Consider the following 19,977-nt stretch of genomic DNA (forward strand, 5'->3'; position numbering starts at 1 on the left):
ACATTGCGTCGATTTACCCGTTTTATAGTGGATTAAATTTAAATCAGGACAAGGCGACGAAGCCGCAGACAGTACAAATAGTACGGAACCGATTCACTGGTGCTTCAGCACCTTAGAGAATCGTTCTCTTTGAGCTAAGGCGAGGCAACGCCGTACTGGTTTAAAGTTAATCCACTATACCCTCAACCCCCAAATCAAAATAACAAAGGTCAACATCATGTGCCAACTGCTCGGCATGAACTGCAATACCCCCACAGACATCGTCTTTTCCTTTGAAGGCTTCCGCCGTCGCGGCGGCATCACCGACCACCACGCCGACGGTTTCGGCATCGGCTTCTTCGAAGGCAAAGGCGTACGCCTGTTTCACGACGACAAACCCAGTGCCGCCTCGCCCGTCGCCGACCTCGTTCGCGCCTACCAAATCAAATCCGAAAACGTCATTGCCCACATCCGTAAAGCCTCTCAAGGACAAACCTCACTGGCAAACACCCACCCCTTCATGCGCGAAATGTGGGGTGAATACTGGCTGTTTGCACACAACGGACATTTGATGGATTTCTACCCCGAGCAAGGCGAGTATTACCATGCCGTCGGCACCACCGATTCCGAACGCGCCTTCTGCTACATCCTCAACCGCCTGCGCAGCCGCTTCGCCACCAAACCCGACCCGGACACCCTATTCGACGCCCTCGCCGCACTGACCCATGAAATCCGCCACTTCGGCCTGTTCAACTTCGTTATGTCAAACGGCGACAACCTGTTTGCCCACGCCAGCACGCTTTTGCACTACATCGTGCGCAAAGCCCCGTTCGGCAAAGCACGGCTTTTAGACGACGACGTCATGGTCGATTTTTCCGAAGTCACCACCCCGAACGACAAAGTCGCCGTCATCGCCACCTTACCGCTGACCCGCGACGAAACCTGGTCGCAACTGGCAGTGGACGAACTGGTCATGTTCCGACAAGGCGACATCGCCCGCAGCGACCGTCCTGAACAACCCGTCTACATGAGCGTAGAAGAAGGCTTGGCAATCGCCCGCGCCGTCGGCGTATCCGTTTAAAACGAAGAGGTCGTCTGAAAAGCAGAAAACGGTTTTCAGACGACCTCTTCAACCCATAATAAACCCACCGACTATACGGGAATAGCTCAATCGGCTACAATTCCGTTTCACAAACAAATAAATTCAAAAACTTATGAAATGTCCGTTTTGTCAGCATCCCAATACTCAAGTCACCGATTCGCGGCTCTTGGAAGAGACGAACAGTATCCGCCGCCGCCGCCGTTGCGTGGAATGCGGGCAACGGTTCAGTACGTTTGAAACGGTCGAAATGCGGATGCCGCAGGTCATTAAATCCAACGGTACGCGCGTGGCGTTTAATCCGCACAAGCTGAGAACCAGTTTGGAACGGGCTTTGCACAAACGCCCGATCGCCCAGGAAAAAATCGATGAAACGGTCGCGCTGATTGAGCAGCGTCTGTATCAGTCGGGCAACAAGGAAGTGCCGTCGCGCATGGTGGGGGAAATGGCGATGGAGGAGTTGGCAAAAATCGATCAGGTCGCCTATGTCCGTTTTGCTTCCGTGTATAAAAGTTTCAACGACGTGTCCGAGTTTACTCAGGCAATCGCCACGCTGGTGCAGACCGACGGGAAATAGGTCGTCTGAAAGCGGTGTGTTGATGATGAAGAGGATGTTTATGAAAAGAGTTTTATCCGTAGCCGCCGCACTATTCTGCCTTGCCGCCTGCAGCCCCGAGCAGAACAATGCCGCGCCGAAAGCCGCCTCCGATACGGTTCAAACGCTGACGAGCATGGACGGCAAAATTTCCATCTCCGTTCACAACAGCCACTTCACCGACATCATCGCCGATTCCGCCCGCCATCCGAAAAACGTTCCCGCCTCCAGCCTGATTCTGCTCCAACACGACCCTGAAGCGCGCATTACGATTTATGCGGCGAACAACGGCCCGGCGCAAACGGATGCCAAAACCTATTTCGCCGAACTCAAAACCGCCCTGCAATCGGACGAGACTCAAAATGTCCGCGTCGGCATCGCCACCGACAACCGCATGAATTACCAAACCGACCGCGAAGACCGGCAAGGAAAGTTCAACCAATACTGCATCGCCATTCACGAAGCCAATATTTATACCGTTTGCGCGTACAGCCATCACGCGGGTCAGAAGGAATTGTCGGAAGTATTGAAAGAATTGAGCTTGTCGCGTTAATGAGTTGACGAATGGAATACGGCGAAAGAAAAGGTCGTCTGAAAACGGAAAACTTTAAGAAATCCAAATTATGTTTGATTGTATTGATACCCAAATGATGCAAAACGCCCTTGCCCTTGCGCGGCTCGGGCGTTTTTCCACTTCTCCCAACCCGCGCGTCGGCTGCGTGATTGCACACGGCAGCCAAATCGTCGGGCAGGGGTTTCATGTCAAAGCAGGCGAACCGCATGCCGAAGTGCATGCGCTGCGGCAGGCAGGCGAAATGGCATGCGGGGCGACGGCTTATGTGACGCTCGAACCATGCAGCCATTACGGTCGCACACCGCCCTGCGCCGAAGCCCTTGTCGGCTCGGGCGTATCGCGCGTGGTCGCCGCCATGACCGATCCCAATCCGCTGGTGGCAGGCAAAGGTTTGGCAATGCTGGAAGCCGCAGGCATCCGCACCGAAAGCGGTTTGTTGGAAGCTGAAGCGCGCGAACTCAACCGCGGCTTCCTCTCCCGTATCGAACGCGGCCGCCCGTTTGTACGCATCAAATGCGCCGCCAGCTTGGACGGCAAAACCGCGCTCGCCGATGGACGCAGCTACTGGATTACCGGCGAAGCCGCAAGGGCGGACGTACAAACCTTACGCGCGGAAAGCTGCGCCGTCTTAACCGGCATCGGCACGGTGCTCGCCGACAATCCGCGCCTCAATGTCCGCGCCTTCCCGACCCTGCGCCAACCCGCGCGTATCGTGTTGGACAGCAAACTGCAAACGCCATTGGGCAGCCACATGGTTTCAGACGACCTCAGCCCCACCGTCATCGTAACCGCCGTCGATGATGAAGAACGCCTCAAGCCATACCGCGCATTCAGTCATATCCGCATCTTGAGGTCGTCTGAAAACGCCGCCGGACGTATAGACCTTGCCTCACTGCTGCCCCGGTTGGCAGAGCTGGGCTACGGCGAGATTATGGTCGAAGCTGGCGCGACGCTGACCTCCGCCTTTATCGAAGCAGGCTTGGCAGACGAAATCGTGTTGTACCAAGCGCCGAAAATCTTAGGCGAAGGCAGAAGCCTGCTCACCCTCCCCGCCAACCCTGCCGTTTTGACTTCGGAAGGCGAATGGGAAAGCCGTTCGGTAGAGCTGTTCGGGCAGGACGTAAAATGGGTTTTGCGTAAAAAATAAGCTGATTCATAAACAACAAAGGTCGTCTGAAAACTGATTTTTGGTTTTCAGACGACCTTTTTGTCAGAAGCAACGATATTTGACCGTATCGCCTAATCTGCTTGCCAGCGTTACAAATACCGCTTCAACATATACCTTAGTAATATTAATTTTAGGTTAAATTACGCAAATATATTAATACTAATTTTTATTAATTATTTGTATTTCCGATATTATATTTAGTCACCAACGGTATAGTAATCACTAAAAATAATACAATTCAAAATCTTACCGCCTAGCTTGATTATAATATTTGCATAAACATTTCCCAACACTCCATTATCGTCGGGCAATGCTGCATTTGCACATGCAAAACTTTTACGTCCAAAACCAATCTTAGGGAAAGATTTATTTTCGACACCGACAAAACGGATTCCGACCATGCTGCTTTATGACAGCCGGCCGGAGTTCCGATGCGGCATTTTGCACTGTGCGGCACGCCCTTTTCCATCACATGAGACTTGTCATGAAAAATATTACCATTCAGAAATTTGCAGATAAAACCGCCAAAATCGGCATCGTCGGCTTGGGCTACGTCGGCCTGCCTCTGATGCTCCGCTATGTGGACATCGGTTATCAGGTTTTGGGCTTCGACATCGACAAAACCAAAGTCGACAAACTCAACAAAGGCGAAACCTACATCGAGCATATTCCTGCCGAGAAAATCGCCGCCGCCTCAAACAGCCTGTTTGAAGCCACCACCGACTTCTCCCGCATCGGCGAAGTGGAAGCCGTGATTTTGTGCGTACCGACTCCGTTGAACAAATACCGCGAGCCGGACATGAGCTTCGTTATCGACACCACCGACGCGGTGAAACCTTACCTGCGCGCCGGTCAAGTGCTGTCTTTGGAATCCACCACCTACCCCGGTACGACCGAAGAAGAATTGCTGCCGCGCGTTGAAGAAGGCGGCTTGAAAGTCGGTAAAGACGTGTTCTTGGTGTACTCTCCGGAACGCGAAGACCCGGGCAACCCGAATTTTGAAACCCGTACTATCCCGAAAGTCATCGGCGGTCATACCCCTGCCTGTTTGGAAGTCGGTATCGCGTTGTACCAGCCTGCCATCGACAAAGTCGTACCGGTAAGCTCCACCAAAGCCGCCGAGCTGACCAAGCTTCTGGAAAACATCCACCGCGCCGTGAACATCGGTTTGGTGAACGAGATGAAAATCGTCGCCGACAAAATGGATGTCGATATTCACGAAGTCATCGCCGCCGCGGCAACCAAACCGTTCGGCTTCGTTGCCTACTATCCCGGCCCGGGCTTGGGCGGACACTGTATCCCCATCGACCCGTTCTACCTGACTTGGAAAGCGCGCGAATACGGCGTGAACACCCGCTTCATCGAGTTGGCAGGCGAAGTGAACTCCCACATGCCCGACTACGTCATCAGCAAAGTGGGCCTGGCTTTGAACGAACACAACCGTTCCATCAAAGACAGCAAAATCTTGGTTTTGGGTATCGCCTACAAGAAAAATGTGGACGACATGCGCGAAAGCCCGTCTGTGGAAGTGATGGACCGCCTGCACAAATTGGGTGCAAACATTTCCTACTCTGACCCGCACGTGCTTGAGTTCCCATACATCCCCGGCCATCACTACTTCGACCTGAAGAGCGAGCCGCTGACGCCGGAAACTGTGGCAAAATACGACTGCGTGGTTCTGACTACCGATCACGACAAATTTGACTACGACATGATTGCCGAACACGCCAAACTGATTGTCGATACGCGCGGCAAGTTCCCTGCGAAAAACCCGAAAGTCGTGAAAGCGTAATACCTTTGACGATTGAGGCAGACTGCCTGCCGACAGGTTTCGGCAGGCAGTCGGCTTTCTTAGACCGTTTGTTTTCAGACGACCTAAGAAAGCCCTTATTTATATGATGCCGCTGCGTTTTCAGGTCGTCTGAAAATCTTGGCGGCAACAAATCCCTCCTGTTTATGAATATAAGAAAAATACTCGGCTATGCCTTGGGTCCGATAGGCAGTGCGGCTTTCGGCATCCTCTCGCTTCCGCTGATTTCATGGTACTACCCTGCGGAAGATATTGGCCGCATCGTCTTACTGCAAACCATATCCGCTCTGACCATCCTGATTTTGGGGCTGGGTTTGGATCAGGCGTATATCCGCGAATACTACGCTACAGAAGATAAAGCTGCGCTGTTTAAATCCTTCAGCCTGTCTCCGTTTGTTTTGAGTATTGCCGGGGTATTGCTGATACTTTTGTGGAATCCCTCTTGGCCGTCTGAAATCATTTTTGACTTGAACAATGCCAAGCTGGGTGTTCTGTTTTTGGTCTTCTTACTGACCACCCTGTTTACCCGCTTTTTCTCGCTCATCTTACGGATGCAGGAAAAGGCAATTGCTTTCTCACTCAGCCAGCTGACACCGAAATTCCTGATTTTGGTTTTGGTTTTGCTCTTCATCCTAATCGGCATCCCCACCCACACCACCAGCTTGGTCTTTGCCTATACCGTTGCCCAAATACTGACCGTCGCCGTCTTGATCTACCAAACCCGAACCGATTTGGCCGCCGCCATCCGTTCGCCTTGGTCGGCAAAGCTGCACAAAATGGGGTTGAAATACGGACTGCCTTTAGCCTTCGGCAATCTCGCCTACTGGGGACTGACTTCCATCGACCGCTTTGTGTTGAAGCAGATGGCAAGTTTGGAGCAACTGGGTATTTACTCGATGGCGGTCAGCTTCGGCGCTGTCGCCCTGATTTTCCAAAGCGTATTCTCAACCATATGGGCGCCATTGGTGTTCAAATGGGTTGAAGACAACACCAACCTCGACAAAATCGGCGGCATCACCCTGTCGATGACTGCGCTCATCAGCGCGATGGTTTGCTTTATCGGTATTTTTTCGCCGGTGGTCACTTGGATCCTTCCCGGGAAATATGCATCGGTACAGTTTATTTTACTGTCGTGCATGATGTTTCCTTTGTTTTATACGCTGACGGAAGTGACCGGCATCGGTTTGAACGTCGTCAAAAAAACCTGGCTGATTACCGCAGTCAATATTGCGGCATTCCTGCTGAACTTCGGTCTGCTGTATTGGCTGGTTCCGCTCTTGGGCGCACGGGGCGCCGCAATGGCGAGCGCGACTTCTTTTTGGGTATTCATGCTCATTAAGACCGAATTGTCTTCAAGGATGTGGCAGAAACTGCCCTGCCGGAAAATTTATACTCACACCGCACTCTGCCTGATTTTGTGCCTGAGCTATACCTACTTCGGCAACACCGGCAACTATTTCATTTTTGCTTTAATCTGGCTGGCAGGTTTGATTGCCCTGACTGTGAAATACAAAACACCACTTTCTTCAGCTTTATCGGCAGTGAAAGGTCGTCTGAATAAAAAACATTCAACACAATAACAACCATACCGCGCGCAGTTTTGATTCTGCCTCCACAAAACGCTTACTCACCGAGAATCTTTGATTTTGTGCCCTGTCCGCAACCCATGTGGCTTGTACGCTGACACATCCGACACAGGTATTATCATGCATACATTAATCATTCCTTCTTGGTATCCATCCACTCCGGACGACGTCAACGGAATCTTTTTCCGCCTGCAAGCACAAGCCTTGCAACGCTCCGGAGTCAAAGTAGGGGTCGTCGCACCGATATTCCGTTCGTTCAGAACCCAGGCGAAAACTGCGTTCAACCCGAAAAATTACGGAATAAGGACCTACATCGACAAAGACGTACAGACTTATGTGTACGACAGCATGTTTTTCTTCCCGCGCATTCCGTATATCGACCGTAAACGGGAAATCGCCGCCAGTATGAAACTGTTCCGCCGATACGTTGCAGACCACGGCATGCCCGACGTCCTGCACGCACACTGCGTCAACAGCGGCGGCATTATTGCTTACGAGATCCACAAAGCAACCGGCATCCCGTATGTCATCACCGAACACAGCACCACCTACGCCCGCAAACTTATCCGCGACTGGCAGCGCCCGCTGATGTATGCCGCCGCCCAAAACGCCGCCGGCCGCTTGGCCGTCAGCCGCGACTTTGCCGAACTGCTGAAAGAAGAATATCAAGGATTGGAATGGCAATATGTTCCCAATATCCTGTCCGCCAGCTTTGAAGCGCCGATAGACCTTGCTAACAAACCCGCCAACGAAGACTTTACCTTCTGTTCGGTCGCGCACCTGCAACATAAAAAAGGCTACGACATCCTGCTGCCCGCCTTTGCCGAAGCAGTCAAAGCCTATCCGAACCTAAAACTGAAAATCGGCGGCGGCGGCTACGAAGAATTCAAGCTGCACCGTCTGGCAAAAGATTTGGGCTTGGAAGACAACGTTATCTTTGAAGGTCGTCTGAAAAACGAAGAAGTCTTGGATTTGATGCATCACAGCGATGCTTTCGTATTGGCCAGCCGCCACGAAACTTTCGGCGTCGTGTTCATCGAGGCTTTGGCGCAAGGATTGCCCGTTATCGCGACGCGCTGTGGCGGTCCCGAGACTATCGTCAATCCATCCAATGGGCTTTTGGTTGACGTCGAAGACCAAAAATCGCTGACAGAGGCGCTTATCTCCCTCTATCGAAACCGAAAAAAATACCTCCCGCGCCTGTTGCGCGAAAACTGTCTGAAAGAATTTGGAGAACGTCCTGTTACCGAACAAATCATTTCTGCATATAATAAAGCTCTTGGAACGACCTAAATTTCAGGAAGCAACGTGAAAATTAAAAAACAAAATATATACATTACTATGCTTTATACGATGGTTACCGCCTACATGCTGGGGCCGATGCTGTCGTATAAACTGGGGATTCCGCGTATCGACAATCCGCTGACCCTTTTGCTGGCGCCTGCCACCCTGCTGATTTTTTTCATAGAAAACAAAACATTCAACAGCAAGGCAGGACTCATGCTGATGGCGCTCGGGCTGATGACCGGCTGGAGCGCAATCCATCTGTTCATCACGCCCTTGGATTCGGTCAGGGTCATGGATACCTTTTTCTTCCTGTCGGTCGCCGGTTTGTTTTACCTGCTGTATCTGATTTTGAGCCGACACGAAAACCCCTTGCGCTTCGTACGCAGGCTGTTGGTTTACTTTTGCGCCTTTATCATTATTCCACCCGTTATCGAGGTGTTGACCGGCATCCAGTTTGTCAAATCAGACGAAATTTTGGCGATTGAAGCCGGCGTTATTAAAGGCTTTTTCTTCAACCCCAACAACTTGGGCACAACCGCCCTCTGCTTCGCCCCTGCCGTTTTGATATTTTTCAATATCGGTGTCAGCAAAAGAGAATATTTGTTCGGTTGGCTTCTGTTTTTGAGTTTGGGCGCGATTATTTTCGCCAGCGCATCGCGTACGGCGACGATGAGTTACATCATTTTGTTTATCCTGAACTTGATTTACCGTAACAACGGGCTGTTTACGCTGATGACCATAGGCGTTACAGGCGCAGGCTTGTCGATGATTCCGAAACAGTACATTGCCGATTTCCTGCTCTCGATGCACGGCAATGCCTTTTTGGAAAACATTTCTTCCCGCCTGTATTTGTTCCTGTTCAATTTGGAGAGTGACAACTCGGTCGGCTACCGCCAAGAAATTTACAACTACTTCTGGAGCAATCCGCCGCTTTTGCTTTACGGTTACGGCCCTAAAAACTTTCAGGAATACTTCGGCGGGCATTTGAGCGACAGCCTCGGTTTTGAAAATCCGCACAGTTTCATCATCGAACTGTATTTGGGCTTCGGCATGATTTCCTTAATCGGCTTCATCTGTTACATCATTTGGTATGCAGTGAACGTCTTTTTAAGCCAAAACCTGCGGAACAAACAAAAAGCCATCGGCTTGGCGGCAATCGGCCTGTTTATTTTGGGCGGCTTCATCCCGTCCACCATTTTGCGTATGCCCTTCCTCTGGCTGCCCTGCTTTTTGATTTTCCTGTACAGCGTCCTGCCGCAGCGCGATACGGCGTATAACGCGTACCGATACACCCCTTGATAGAAAACACGATATGAAAAAAATTGTTTTGACTACTTCCATGTCCGGCCTCGGCGGCACTGAAAACGCGACCTTCCGCTTAGGACGGTTGCTCAGGCAGCGGGGACATGAGGTCGTACTTGCCTCTTCTGACGGCCCGCTCATCAAAGAAGCCCAAGCATTGGGTATTCAATGGCGTCCTATTGATTTTTATCAGGGCGGCATCTTGGGCTACATCAAGGGCATGTTCGCCTACATGAAGATGTTGAAACAAGAAAAACCCGACATCATCCACTGCCAAATGGCGCGTATCGTTCCCGCCTGCGCTATCGCTGCGAAAATTTCCTCGCCCAAAACCAAAGTGTTCTATCACGCGCGCGGTTTGGAAGCGGAAACCTATCCGAAAATCGCCGAACTTTTCGACAAGCTGGGCGTATATATCATCGGCAACTGCAGACACGAACAGGAAAAACTGATCCGCCACGGCTTCCCTGCCAACCGCATCACCTACACCTACAATGCCCTACACAAAGTCGATTACGTTCCTGAAAAAACCGCCAAAGACTACGTCATGCTCGGCACCCTGTCGCGCTTGGACACCGTCCGCGCTGTGCATGTGATGCTGGACATCTTTAAGAAAATGGTTGACCGCAATATGCCCGTACGCCTGAACGTGGCAGGCATAGGCGAAGAGATGGACAATCTGAAAGCGCAAGCGAAGCGTTTGGGCATAGACGACAAAGTTACCTTCCTCGGCGGCGTGCGCGATTTGACCGGTTATTTCAAAGACGTGGATATTTTGGTGAATACGCCGCACTGTATCGGCGACCACGGCGCAGGTGTCGGCAACAATATCCTTGAAGCCGGTCTCTACGACACACCCGTCGTGACCTACAACATGGGCGGCATTTCCGAAATGGTCATTACCGGCGAAACCGGATACTGTTTCCCCTTTGGCGAAGACGAAGCCTTTATCGAAGCCGTCGATAAACTCATCAAGCAGCCCGAATTGCGCGAAAAAATGGGCAAAGCCCTGCATAAACACGTTGAGACCTTGTGTTCCGATGATGAAATCTATCGCACCACAATGGCTGCTTACGATATGTGAGGTCGTCTGAAATATGAACATCACCATCGTCGCCCCCTACTGTTCGCTGCCGTCCGAGCCTCATTTCAACCGCTTCTGGTATCTTGCCGAGCTGTTGTCACAGTCTCATGACGTGCTGCTGATTACCAGCAATTTCAAACACTACGACAAATCTTTCAGACGACCTGAAGATGCCGAATCTGCCTCGCAAGGTCGTCTGAAAGTCATGCTGCTGGAAGAGAGCGGCTACGGCAAAAACGTCTCGCTGGATCGTGTCAAAAGCCATCATGTGTTCGTCAAACATTTTGAGCAATGGCTGAACAACTGCCGTCCGGGCGAGCAAGACGTCGTCTTTTCCGCCTACCCGCTGATTGCCACCAATCTGCTTTTGGGCGAACACAAAGCGCGTTTGGGCTACAAGCTGATTATCGACGTGCAGGACGTATGGCCGGAATCCTTCTCCTCGGTCGTGCCGTTTTTGAAAAAAATCCCGCACAACCTGCTGCCCTTCTCCTCCCGCGCCAACCGTGCCTACCGTTACGCCGACGCGCTGGTCGCCGTATCGCAGACCTACCTCGACCGTGCCAAAGAAGCCAATCCGAACGTACCCGGCGAAGTCGTCTATATCGGCGCGGATTTTCCGAAACTTGATGCCGCGCCGGCAAAAGACTTCGGCGACAACAAAACTCGCTTCTTCTACTTGGGTACGCTCAGTTACAGCTATGACGTGGAAACCGTGTGCAAAGGCGTTCGGAAACTTTTGGACGACGGCGAAAATGTAGAGCTGCACATCATGGGCGGCGGCCCCGATTTGGACAGGCTCAAACAATACGCCTGCGAGGGCATCCGGTTTTACGGCTACATCCCCTACACCGAAATGATGTCGGTCGCCAAAGGCTGCGACATCTCCGTCAACGCCATCCATTCCTACGCCATGCAGTCGATTACCAACAAACTTTCCGACTATATGGCATTGCAAAAACCGATTTTAAACAGCCAGGTCAACGACGAAGTTGCCGAAGTCCTCACCCTGCTGCCGCACGCGGACTACCGTTCCGGCGATGTGGACAGCTTCGTCCAAGCCGCCAAAGACATTCTGGCACGCAAAAACGACCCCGTTCAATCCGACGAAATCGTCCGCCGCTTCAAGCGCGACGTGGCGTATCAAAAAATCGTCAACCTGATTGAAAGATTAGCCCATGAGTAAATTCTTCAAACGCCTGTTTGACATCGTCGCCTCCGCCTCGGGACTGATTTTCCTCTCACCCGTATTTTTGATTTTAATCTACCTCATCCGCAAAAACCTGGGCGAACCGGTATTTTTCACCCAAGAGCGGCCGGGCAAAGACGGCAAACCGTTCAAAATGATCAAATTCCGCTCCATGCGCGATGCAGTCGATAAAGACGGCAACCCTCTGCCCGACAGCGAGCGGCTGACCCCTTTCGGCAAAAAGCTGCGCGCCACAAGCTTGGACGAACTTCCAGAGCTTTGGAACGTTCTAAAAGGAGATATGAGCTTGGTCGGCCCACGACCGCTTTTGATGAGCTACCTGCCGCTTTACAACGAATTTCAAAACCGCCGCCACGAAATGAAACCAGGCGTAACGGGTTGGGCGCAGGTCAACGGGCGCAACGCGCTTTCGTGGGACGAAAAGTTCGCACACGATATTTGGTATATCGACCATTACAGTTTTTGGCTGGATATGAAAATCCTGTTTTTGACAGTCAAAAAAGTCTTTATCAAAGAAGGTATTTCGGCTGAGGGAGAAGCCACCATGCCCTATTTCACAGGAAATGACACTGATGCGAAAAAATAACGTACTTATCCTTTCCGCGGGAAGGCGCGTCGAATTGGTACAGGATTTTCAAACCGAAGCCGCCAAGTTTTCAGACGACGTCAAGATTTTGACGACGGATTTGGTGCCGCGTATGTCTTCCGCCTGCCACGTTTCGGACGGTTCGTTTGAGGTGCCGTTGATCAATGACGATTCATATATCGACAGCATTTTCAATCTGGCGGTACGCGAAAACATCGGTTTAATCATCCCCACCATAGACACCGAACTGCAAAAGCTGGCAGACGAACGCGAACGCTTCGAAACGGCAGGTATCCACATCGTCGTTTCCGATTCAGACTTCATCGCGCAATGCCGCGACAAACGGAAAACCGCCGATCTGTTTGCCCGCTACGGCATACGCTCGCCTAAAATTTACGACCGCGAAAAATTGGTTTTCCCTTGCTTCGCCAAGCCTTACGACGGCAGCCGCGCCATCGGTGCCAAAAGAATCGACACGCCCGCCTGCCTGACACCTGAAATCGTGGATGACCCCAAACTGATGTTCTGCGAGCTTATCGACATCGAAAACGAATTCTCCGAATTTACCGTCGATATGTATTACGACCATGAGGGTCGTCTGAAATGCGCCATCCCGCGAAAACGCTTGGAAGTGCGCTCCGGCGAAGTCAGCAAAGGCGTTACCCGCAAAAACAGCCTCTACCAAACGCTGCTGGAAAAAATGGCGGTATTGGAAGGCGCGCGCGGCTGTATTACGGCGCAATTCTTCTGCAACGAAGAAACCGGCGAATTCTACGGCGTGGAAATCAACCCCCGCTTCGGCGGAGGCTTCCCGCTGACGTATGCCGCAGGCGGCAATTATCCGGGCTGGCTGATGCGCGAATATCTCGGCGACGGAGAAATCCCGTTTTCAGACGACTGGGAAAACAACCTCATCATGTTGCGCTACGATGCCAAGGTCTTGGTTCATGAAAACGATTAATCCCGAAACCGCCGTCATTGTCTTCGACTTGGACGATACGCTGTATTCCGAATACGAATACAAGCTGTCCGGTATCCGTTCGGTCATCGACAATGTTGCCGCCCTGTATCCCGATTGGAATTCAGACGACCTATGGCGCAGCATCGACCCCGATGGCAAAGACTGGCTGGACAAGTTGTGCCGCCACTGCGGTTTCAACGAATCGGAGAAACAGGTTCTTCTATGGCAATACCGGCTGCACCGCCCGATGCTGACGCCGTATGCCCCGCATGATTTCCTGTCCGAACTGACCGCGCCTTTCGCCGCACGCGCGCTGATTACCGACGGCAGAAGCCTGACCCAACGTCTGAAACTGGAAGCCTTGGGTCTGTCTTCCCTGTTTGACGACATCCTCGTCTCCGAAGCCTGCGCTTCGGAAAAGCCAGACGGCAAACGCTTCCGCCATCTGCAAGACAAATATGCCGAAAAGGCAGACTGCTTCATCTATATCGGCGACAACATTTCCAAAGACTTCATCACGCCGAACGCTTTAGGCTGGATAACCATAGGATTGCGTCCCTCCGGGCAGAACATCCACCGCCACCTGCCTGAAAGTTTTAACACAGAATATCATCCCAACTTTTGGATTGACTCCCTTCAAGATTTAGCATCTTTGGGCAATTCAAGCATTTAAACATTACATAATCAAACGTACACTCACGATACTAAAAAGGACTATTTCATGACGAAAATATTATTCATGGGACGTAAACGGCTTTCCGCCAACCTACTCCGACTCTTATCCTCACAAGACGGCATCGAAATCGTCGGCGTTCTGACCGACAGCCACCTGCAAGGCTCGCCGACGACCGCCGCCGCTAAAGAATTGGGCTTGCCGCTCTACACTTTCGATACCGCCTTGGAAGCGATGAAGGAAGGTCGTCTGAAATACGATTTGGGCTTGTCCGTACTCTACTGGCGCAAACTACGCGACGAATTCCTGACCATCCCGCACTTGGGTACGATCAACTTCCACCCTGCCCTGTTGCCCGAATACAAAGGCACGGGCGGCTACAATCTCGCCATCATGGACGAATTGTCCGAATGGGGCAGCACCGCCCACTACGTCGATGCGTCCATCGACACCGGCGAAATCATCGAAGTGGACCGCTTCCCCATTGACCCCGCCGCCGAAACCGCCCAATCGCTCGAACGCAAAACCATGCAGGCATTGGAGCCGTTCGCACAACGCATTATCGCCCGCGCCATTGAAGCGCAAGCCAAACTGCCGACTACGCCCAACATCGGCGGCCGCTACGTCAGCCGCGATGAAATGGAAGCCATGAAGCAAATCCGCGACGGCGACGATGTGGAGAAAAAAATCCGCGCCTTCTGGTTTCCTCCTTACGACGGCGCATACGTCGAAATCGACGGTCAAAAATACACCTTAATCAACCGCCAACTGCTGGAAGAAGTCGCCCCCAAAGACTCCACCAGCCTTTTCGCAGGAAAAGCCAATGCTTAACACATCCCTTTCCCCATGGCCGAGCTTCACCCAAGAAGAAGCCGATGCCGTTTCCAAAGTCCTGCTGTCCAACAAAGTCAACTACTGGACAGGCACCGAATGCCGCGAATTTGAAAAAGAATTCGCCGCATTCGCCGGCACGCAATACGCCGTCGCCCTTTCCAACGGCACGCTGGCACTCGATGTCGCGCTCAAAGCAATGGGCATAGGCGCAGGCGACGACGTCATCGTTACCTCGCGCACCTTCCTCGCCTCCGCTTCCTGTATCGTTACCGCAGGCGCAAACCCCGTGTTTGCCGATGTGGATTTGAACAGCCAAAACATCAGCGCGGAAACCATCAAAGCCGCGCTGACGCCGAATACCAAAGCCATCATCGTCGTCCACCTCGCCGGTATGCCCGCCGAAATGGACGACATCATGGACTTGGCAAAAGAACATGATTTGTGGGTTATCGAAGACTGCGCCCAAGCGCACGGCGCGAAATACAAAGGCAAATCCGTCGGCAGCATCGGACACGTCGGCGCATGGTCGTTCTGCCAAGACAAAATCATGACCACCGGCGGCGAAGGCGGCATGGTGACCACCAACGACAAAGAGCTGTGGAGCAAAATGTGGTCGTACAAAGACCACGGCAAAAGCTATGACGCCGTGTACCACCGCGAACACGCCCCTGGATTCCGCTGGCTGCACGAAAGCTTCGGCACCAACTGGCGCATGATGGAAATGCAGGCGGTCATCGGCCGCATCCAACTCAAACGTATGCCCAAATGGACGGCTCGCCGCCAAGCGCACGCCACCAAGTTGGCAGAAAGCTTGGGCAAGTTCGCCAGCATCCGCCTGATTGAAGTCGCCGACTACATCGAACACGCGCAATACAAGTTCTACGCCTTTGTCAAACCCGAACACCTCAAAGACGGCTGGACGCGCGACCGCATCGTCAATGAACTGAACGCGCGCAAAGTCCCCTGCTATCAAGGCAGCTGCTCCGAAGTCTATTTGGAAAAAGCCTTCGACAACACGCCGTGGCGACCCAAAGAGCGGCTGAAAAACGCCGTCGAACTGGGCGACACCAGCCTGATGTTCTTGGTGCATCCGACGCTGACTGACGACGAAATCGCGTTCTGCAAAGAACACATCGAAGCTGTATTGGCAGAAGCCACCGCATAAAGTAAAAACCGCCGCGCCCGTATCATCGGGACGGCGGCGGTTTACTGCTTCAGCCGAATATAGTGGATTAAATTTAAATCAGGACAAGGCAACGAAGCCGCAGACAGTATAGATAGTACGGCAAGGCGAAGCAACGCCGTACTGGTTTAAAGTTAATCCACTATAAAAAAGGGAATCGGCAAACAGCCGACACATACGGAAAACCAATGCTCCGTAGCAACAAACGTCTTTTCAGACGACCTTTGCATGACCGAGGTCGTCTGAAACCCACCCACAACATTATTCAGAACATACCAAAATGAATTTGGAAACCCTGTTATCCCTGCCCCGCAACGTCAAAAAAACCTTCTTCGTCATCCACGACGTTTTGATGATTTTTATCGCCTTTTGGTTTGCACAAAGCCTTCGAGTCCAATACTCCGACGAATGGGCAAGCATGGCGAACTGGCTTGCCTTCGGCTCGACCGCCTTTTTGACCATCGCGCTGTTTGTCAGACTGGGGCTGTACCGCGCCGTTACCCGCTTCGTCAGCACCCGCGTCCTGACCGCCGCCGCATTCGGCAGCCTGATTTCAGCCGTCTTGTTCTGCCTGACCACCTTGGTTTTCGAGCGCAAACTGCACCTTGCCCTGCCCGTCGTTTATTTCTTGCTGCTGGTCGTCTGTATCACCAGTTCTCGCATGATTCTGCGCGCCATCCTGACCGACCGGCACAAAAAACAAATGGCGCCCGTCATCATTTACGGCGCAGGACAATCCGGCCGCCAACTGCTAGAAGCCATCAAACAGGTCAACGAATATTCCGCCGTCGCCTTTGTGGACGACAACCCCAAAATCCGCCGCACCGTCATCTACGACCTGACCGTCTATGGTCCTGAAGACATCCAATCGCTCATCGACCGCTACGGTGTGGAAAAAATCCTGCTCGCCATCCCCAGCTCCACTCAGGAAGAACGCCGCCGCATCATCCAAAGCCTCGAAAAATACAAATGCGAAGTGCTGACCATTCCGGGCATGAAAGACTTGGTGGACGGTAAAATCAAAGTCAGCGCGCTGAAAAAAATCTCCGTCGTCGATTTGCTCGGCCGCGACCCGGTAGCCCCGCGACCCGAACTCATGGGCGCGGACATCACCGGCAAAACCGTGATGGTGACAGGTGCGGGTGGTTCCATCGGTTCCGAACTCTGCCGCCAAATCCTGAAATGCCGCCCGTCCAAATTACTGCTGTTCGAACTGTCCGAGTTCTCCCTATACAGCATAGACAAAGAATTGCGTGAAACTCAGGCAGCCGCCGGCAGTCAAATCGAAGTTGTGCCCCTGCTTGGTTCTGTACAAAACAAAGAACGCCTGATCAGCGTCATGACCGCATACGGCGTTGAAACCGTCTATCACGCCGCCGCCTACAAACATGTCCCCATGGTCGAGTTCAATACAGTTGAAGGCATCCGCAACAACGTCTTCGGCACGCTCTTGTGCGCCCAAGCCGCCGTCGAATCCGGCGTCAGCACCTTCGTACTCATCTCCACCGACAAAGCTGTGCGCCCGACCAACACCATGGGCGCCAGCAAACGCATGGCAGAACTCTGCCTGCAGGCACTCGCCGCCGAACCCGGCCAACACACCCGCTTCTGCATGGTGCGTTTTGGCAACGTTTTAGGCTCCTCCGGCTCCGTCGTCCCCGTGTTTGAAAAACAAATCGCCGAAGGCGGCCCCATCACCCTGACTCACCAAGACATCACCCGCTACTTCATGACCATCCCCGAAGCCGCCCAACTCGTCATTCAAGCGGGCGCGATGGGTAAAGGCGGCGACGTATTCGTGTTGGATATGGGCGAATCTGTTAAAATCATTGACTTAGCCAAACAAATGATTACGCTTAGCGGCCTGAAATTGAAAGATGCCCAACATCCCGACGGCGATATCGAAATTAAAATTACAGGACTGCGTCCGGGCGAAAAACTTTACGAAGAGTTGCTTATTGGAGACGAAGTACAAAAAACCACTCATCCCCGAATTATGACCGCCAGCGAAGTAATGCTGCCATGGGCACAATTAAATGACATAATTATGCGTATGGACTTAGCGTGCTCAAATTCAGACCAACAAACCCTGCGCGCCCTGCTGCTCGAAGCCCCCGCAGGCTTTAATCCCAAAGACGATATTTGCGATTTGGTTTGGCAGCAGACACATTAAACACCCTACCGATAAAGCAAAACATTCCACAAAAAGGTCGTCTGAAAGTTTTCAGACGACCCCGATAAGACTGACAAGGATACCGACATGAAAAAACAGCTTGCCCTCATCAGCCTGTCCCTGATGGCACTGACCGCCTGCAACAGCAGCACCGTCATTCCCGGCTCCACCATCAACACACGCAACAAAACCATCGTTTACGAAAACGGCGAAACCGTAGCAGACACCAAATTCGACAAGCGCGTCGCCATATATCCGATTACCTTCGGCCTCGTTGAAAAAATGCGCAAACCTCCAGTGTTGTCACAAAACAACGGTGTGCTTGAGCGCAGCAAAGCCGCCTACCGCTACCACATCGGCAAAGGCGACGTATTGAACATCATGGTCTGGGCGCACACCGACCTCAATTCGCCCGTACAACAAAGCAACCCGCAAACCAACCAAGTCAGCCGTGGCGCATGGGTGGACGAAGGCGGTTACATCACCTATCCGCTGGTCGGCAAAATCCAAGCGCAAGGCAAAACCATAGACGAGCTGCAAAACATCCTGACAGGTCGTCTGAAACGCTATCTTAAAAATCCCCAAGTCGCCATCAACGTAACCGAATTCCGCTCGCAACGCGTATCCGTTGCCGGGGCGGTCGGACAAGCCGGACAACTGCCGATTACCAACGTCCCCATGACCATCCTTGATGCCGTCAACCAAGCGGGCGGTGTGGCGCAAAATGCCGACACCCACAACATCAAATGGACGCACAACGGTGTCGACCACACCATTTCCCTGCAAAGCATCATGCAGTACGGCGACATGTCGCAAAACCACCTCTTAAGCAACGGCGACATCGTTTACGTGCCGAACAACAGCAACAGCAAAGTGTACGTTATGGGCGAAGTCGGCCGCCAAGCCACCCTGCCTATCGGCAACCACGGCCTGAACCTCACTCAAGCCTTGGGTGAAACCGGCGGCATGAACCAAGCCTTGGCAGACGCAACCGGCGTATTCGTCATCCGCCGTGCGCCCGAAGATGCGGCCAAACCTATCCACATTTACCAACTTAACCTGAAAGACGCGACCGCTTATGCCTTGGGCAGCGACTTCGACCTGCGTCCGAACGACGTTGTTTATGTGACTGCCGCCCCGGTTACCCGTTGGAACCGCGTAGTGTCGCAATTGACCAGCTTCTTCAGCAACGTCAACGCCATCGACAACACGTTCAAATAACCTGACGGCGCCTGACAGCACCTGCTGTCAGGCAAAACGGCAGGCCGGTTATTTATCGTCTGACGACATATAAACAAAACCTTTTCAGACCGACCAAATATCCGACCTCAAACCGTTTTATCATGATTTGACCCTACACAAGAAAAAAATACCGCTTCTCTTATGTTTCAAAATATTTTAGTAGTATGCATGGGAAATATCTGCCGCTCCCCGATAGCGGAGCGCATCTTGCAGAAAAAGCTGCCCGGACACCGTGTCAGTTCGGCCGGCATCAACGCATTGGCGGGAAAAGATGCCGACTTCCAAGCCATTAAAACCGCCCTTAAACACGGCGTAGTCGTTGCCGGACACACCGCCCGCCAACTGACCCCTGAAATGTGCAATGCAGCAGACCTGATTTTGGTGATGGAGCCGGCGCATATCGACATGGTTGCCGATATCCTGCCTTCCGCGCGCGGGAAAACCATCCTGCTCGCCCAATGGCTACCCAAGAAAAACATACCCGACCCGTTCAAACAAAGCAGCGAAATGTTTGAAGCCGTATTCCAACAAATACAAAGCGCAGCCGAGACTTGGGCTGAAAAATTGAACGGACCAACCCCGGCATAACACTCACTTTGCCGGATTCAATCAATTAAATCCAAACAGAAAG

General features: G+C 52.4%; 18 protein-coding genes. All 18 read left to right on the forward strand.

Annotation, left to right across the window (positions count from 1 at the left end; genetic code table 11):
- The first annotated feature begins 217 nt into the window (after positions 1–217).
- The 18 genes from ACMYUL_RS03855 (at position 218) to ACMYUL_RS03940 (ending at position 19,934) form a co-directional block, all read left to right on the forward strand.
- The gene (locus ACMYUL_RS03855; protein ID WP_415772140.1) at positions 218–1,060 is read left to right on the forward strand and encodes a class II glutamine amidotransferase; all 843 of its coding nucleotides are present in this window, start codon (positions 218–220) and stop codon (positions 1,058–1,060) included.
- 133 nt (positions 1,061–1,193) lie between these two features.
- Entirely contained in the window at positions 1,194–1,655 is a 462-nt protein-coding gene (nrdR, locus tag ACMYUL_RS03860) for a transcriptional regulator NrdR (protein ID WP_003776195.1), read from the forward strand.
- 40 nt (positions 1,656–1,695) lie between these two features.
- The gene (locus tag ACMYUL_RS03865; RefSeq protein WP_415772142.1) at positions 1,696–2,226 is read left to right on the forward strand and encodes a hypothetical protein; all 531 of its coding nucleotides are present in this window, start codon (positions 1,696–1,698) and stop codon (positions 2,224–2,226) included.
- Positions 2,227–2,296: 70 nt separating this feature from the next.
- The gene (ribD, locus tag ACMYUL_RS03870) at positions 2,297–3,394 is read left to right on the forward strand and encodes a bifunctional diaminohydroxyphosphoribosylaminopyrimidine deaminase/5-amino-6-(5-phosphoribosylamino)uracil reductase RibD (protein ID WP_415772144.1); all 1,098 of its coding nucleotides are present in this window, start codon (positions 2,297–2,299) and stop codon (positions 3,392–3,394) included.
- A gap of 505 nt (positions 3,395–3,899) precedes the next feature.
- Positions 3,900–5,207: a nucleotide sugar dehydrogenase gene (locus ACMYUL_RS03875; RefSeq protein WP_039862706.1), complete on the forward strand. Its 1,308-nt coding sequence runs from the start codon at positions 3,900–3,902 to the stop codon at positions 5,205–5,207.
- Positions 5,208–5,371: 164 nt separating this feature from the next.
- Positions 5,372–6,805: a lipopolysaccharide biosynthesis protein gene (locus tag ACMYUL_RS03880; protein ID WP_415772146.1), complete on the forward strand. Its 1,434-nt coding sequence runs from the start codon at positions 5,372–5,374 to the stop codon at positions 6,803–6,805.
- A gap of 126 nt (positions 6,806–6,931) precedes the next feature.
- On the forward strand, positions 6,932–8,104 hold the full coding sequence (locus ACMYUL_RS03885) for a glycosyltransferase (protein ID WP_070511912.1): 1,173 nt from the start codon (positions 6,932–6,934) through the stop codon (positions 8,102–8,104).
- Between the two features lie 15 nt (positions 8,105–8,119).
- Positions 8,120–9,397 (forward strand): O-antigen ligase family protein, encoded by a 1,278-nt coding sequence (locus ACMYUL_RS03890; protein WP_070511909.1) that lies wholly within the window; start codon positions 8,120–8,122, stop codon positions 9,395–9,397.
- A 13-nt stretch (positions 9,398–9,410) separates the two neighbouring features.
- Positions 9,411–10,484 carry a glycosyltransferase family 4 protein gene (locus ACMYUL_RS03895; RefSeq protein ID WP_415772149.1) on the forward strand — a complete coding sequence of 358 codons (1,074 nt, stop codon included), beginning with the start codon at positions 9,411–9,413 and terminating at the stop codon, positions 10,482–10,484.
- A 13-nt stretch (positions 10,485–10,497) separates the two neighbouring features.
- On the forward strand, positions 10,498–11,670 hold the full coding sequence (locus tag ACMYUL_RS03900) for a glycosyltransferase (RefSeq protein ID WP_415772151.1): 1,173 nt from the start codon (positions 10,498–10,500) through the stop codon (positions 11,668–11,670).
- Positions 11,663–12,280, forward strand: a complete 618-nt coding sequence (locus ACMYUL_RS03905) for a sugar transferase (RefSeq protein ID WP_049229481.1) — start codon at positions 11,663–11,665, stop codon at positions 12,278–12,280. The genes ACMYUL_RS03900 and ACMYUL_RS03905 overlap by 8 nt, the downstream gene beginning before the upstream one ends.
- Entirely contained in the window at positions 12,267–13,241 is a 975-nt protein-coding gene (locus tag ACMYUL_RS03910) for an ATP-grasp domain-containing protein (protein ID WP_415772153.1), read from the forward strand. Before ACMYUL_RS03905 ends, ACMYUL_RS03910 begins: the two co-directional genes overlap by 14 nt.
- Positions 13,228–13,914, forward strand: coding sequence for an HAD family hydrolase (locus ACMYUL_RS03915; RefSeq protein ID WP_415772155.1), 687 nt, complete (start codon positions 13,228–13,230; stop codon positions 13,912–13,914). Before ACMYUL_RS03910 ends, ACMYUL_RS03915 begins: the two co-directional genes overlap by 14 nt.
- Positions 13,915–13,962: 48 nt before the next feature.
- Positions 13,963–14,745 (forward strand): formyltransferase family protein, encoded by a 783-nt coding sequence (locus tag ACMYUL_RS03920; RefSeq protein WP_415772157.1) that lies wholly within the window; start codon positions 13,963–13,965, stop codon positions 14,743–14,745.
- Complete coding sequence (locus ACMYUL_RS03925; protein ID WP_415772159.1) at positions 14,738–15,913, forward strand: DegT/DnrJ/EryC1/StrS family aminotransferase; 1,176 nt, start codon at positions 14,738–14,740, stop codon at positions 15,911–15,913. Before ACMYUL_RS03920 ends, ACMYUL_RS03925 begins: the two co-directional genes overlap by 8 nt.
- Positions 15,914–16,211: 298 nt before the next feature.
- A complete protein-coding gene (locus tag ACMYUL_RS03930) occupies positions 16,212–18,104 on the forward strand; it encodes a polysaccharide biosynthesis protein (protein ID WP_003776168.1) in 1,893 nt (630 codons plus the stop codon).
- A gap of 87 nt (positions 18,105–18,191) precedes the next feature.
- Positions 18,192–19,325, forward strand: coding sequence for a polysaccharide export protein (locus ACMYUL_RS03935; RefSeq protein WP_415772162.1), 1,134 nt, complete (start codon positions 18,192–18,194; stop codon positions 19,323–19,325).
- Between the two features lie 162 nt (positions 19,326–19,487).
- Positions 19,488–19,934, forward strand: a complete 447-nt coding sequence (locus ACMYUL_RS03940) for a protein-tyrosine-phosphatase (RefSeq protein ID WP_003759455.1) — start codon at positions 19,488–19,490, stop codon at positions 19,932–19,934.
- Positions 19,935–19,977: the final 43 nt, after the last annotated feature.

This window comes from Neisseria sp. CP9 (genome assembly GCF_047758525.1).
GTDB lineage: Bacteria > Pseudomonadota > Gammaproteobacteria > Burkholderiales > Neisseriaceae > Neisseria.

Bases quoted from the DNA above. Each gene is read 5' to 3' on its own strand.
- ACMYUL_RS03855 (WP_415772140.1), top strand. From the start codon at position 218: ATGTGCCAACTGCTCGGCATGAACTGCAATACCCCCACAGACATCGTC.
- nrdR (WP_003776195.1), top strand. From the start codon at position 1,194: ATGAAATGTCCGTTTTGTCAGCATCCCAATACTCAAGTCACCGATTCG.
- ACMYUL_RS03865 (WP_415772142.1), top strand. From the start codon at position 1,696: ATGAAAAGAGTTTTATCCGTAGCCGCCGCACTATTCTGCCTTGCCGCC.
- ribD (WP_415772144.1), top strand. From the start codon at position 2,297: ATGTTTGATTGTATTGATACCCAAATGATGCAAAACGCCCTTGCCCTT.
- ACMYUL_RS03875 (WP_039862706.1), top strand. From the start codon at position 3,900: ATGAAAAATATTACCATTCAGAAATTTGCAGATAAAACCGCCAAAATC.
- ACMYUL_RS03880 (WP_415772146.1), top strand. From the start codon at position 5,372: ATGAATATAAGAAAAATACTCGGCTATGCCTTGGGTCCGATAGGCAGT.
- ACMYUL_RS03885 (WP_070511912.1), top strand. From the start codon at position 6,932: ATGCATACATTAATCATTCCTTCTTGGTATCCATCCACTCCGGACGAC.
- ACMYUL_RS03895 (WP_415772149.1), top strand. From the start codon at position 9,411: ATGAAAAAAATTGTTTTGACTACTTCCATGTCCGGCCTCGGCGGCACT.
- ACMYUL_RS03900 (WP_415772151.1), top strand. From the start codon at position 10,498: ATGAACATCACCATCGTCGCCCCCTACTGTTCGCTGCCGTCCGAGCCT.
- ACMYUL_RS03905 (WP_049229481.1), top strand. From the start codon at position 11,663: ATGAGTAAATTCTTCAAACGCCTGTTTGACATCGTCGCCTCCGCCTCG.
- ACMYUL_RS03910 (WP_415772153.1), top strand. From the start codon at position 12,267: ATGCGAAAAAATAACGTACTTATCCTTTCCGCGGGAAGGCGCGTCGAA.
- ACMYUL_RS03915 (WP_415772155.1), top strand. From the start codon at position 13,228: ATGAAAACGATTAATCCCGAAACCGCCGTCATTGTCTTCGACTTGGAC.
- ACMYUL_RS03920 (WP_415772157.1), top strand. From the start codon at position 13,963: ATGACGAAAATATTATTCATGGGACGTAAACGGCTTTCCGCCAACCTA.
- ACMYUL_RS03925 (WP_415772159.1), top strand. From the start codon at position 14,738: ATGCTTAACACATCCCTTTCCCCATGGCCGAGCTTCACCCAAGAAGAA.
- ACMYUL_RS03930 (WP_003776168.1), top strand. From the start codon at position 16,212: ATGAATTTGGAAACCCTGTTATCCCTGCCCCGCAACGTCAAAAAAACC.
- ACMYUL_RS03935 (WP_415772162.1), top strand. From the start codon at position 18,192: ATGAAAAAACAGCTTGCCCTCATCAGCCTGTCCCTGATGGCACTGACC.
- ACMYUL_RS03940 (WP_003759455.1), top strand. From the start codon at position 19,488: ATGTTTCAAAATATTTTAGTAGTATGCATGGGAAATATCTGCCGCTCC.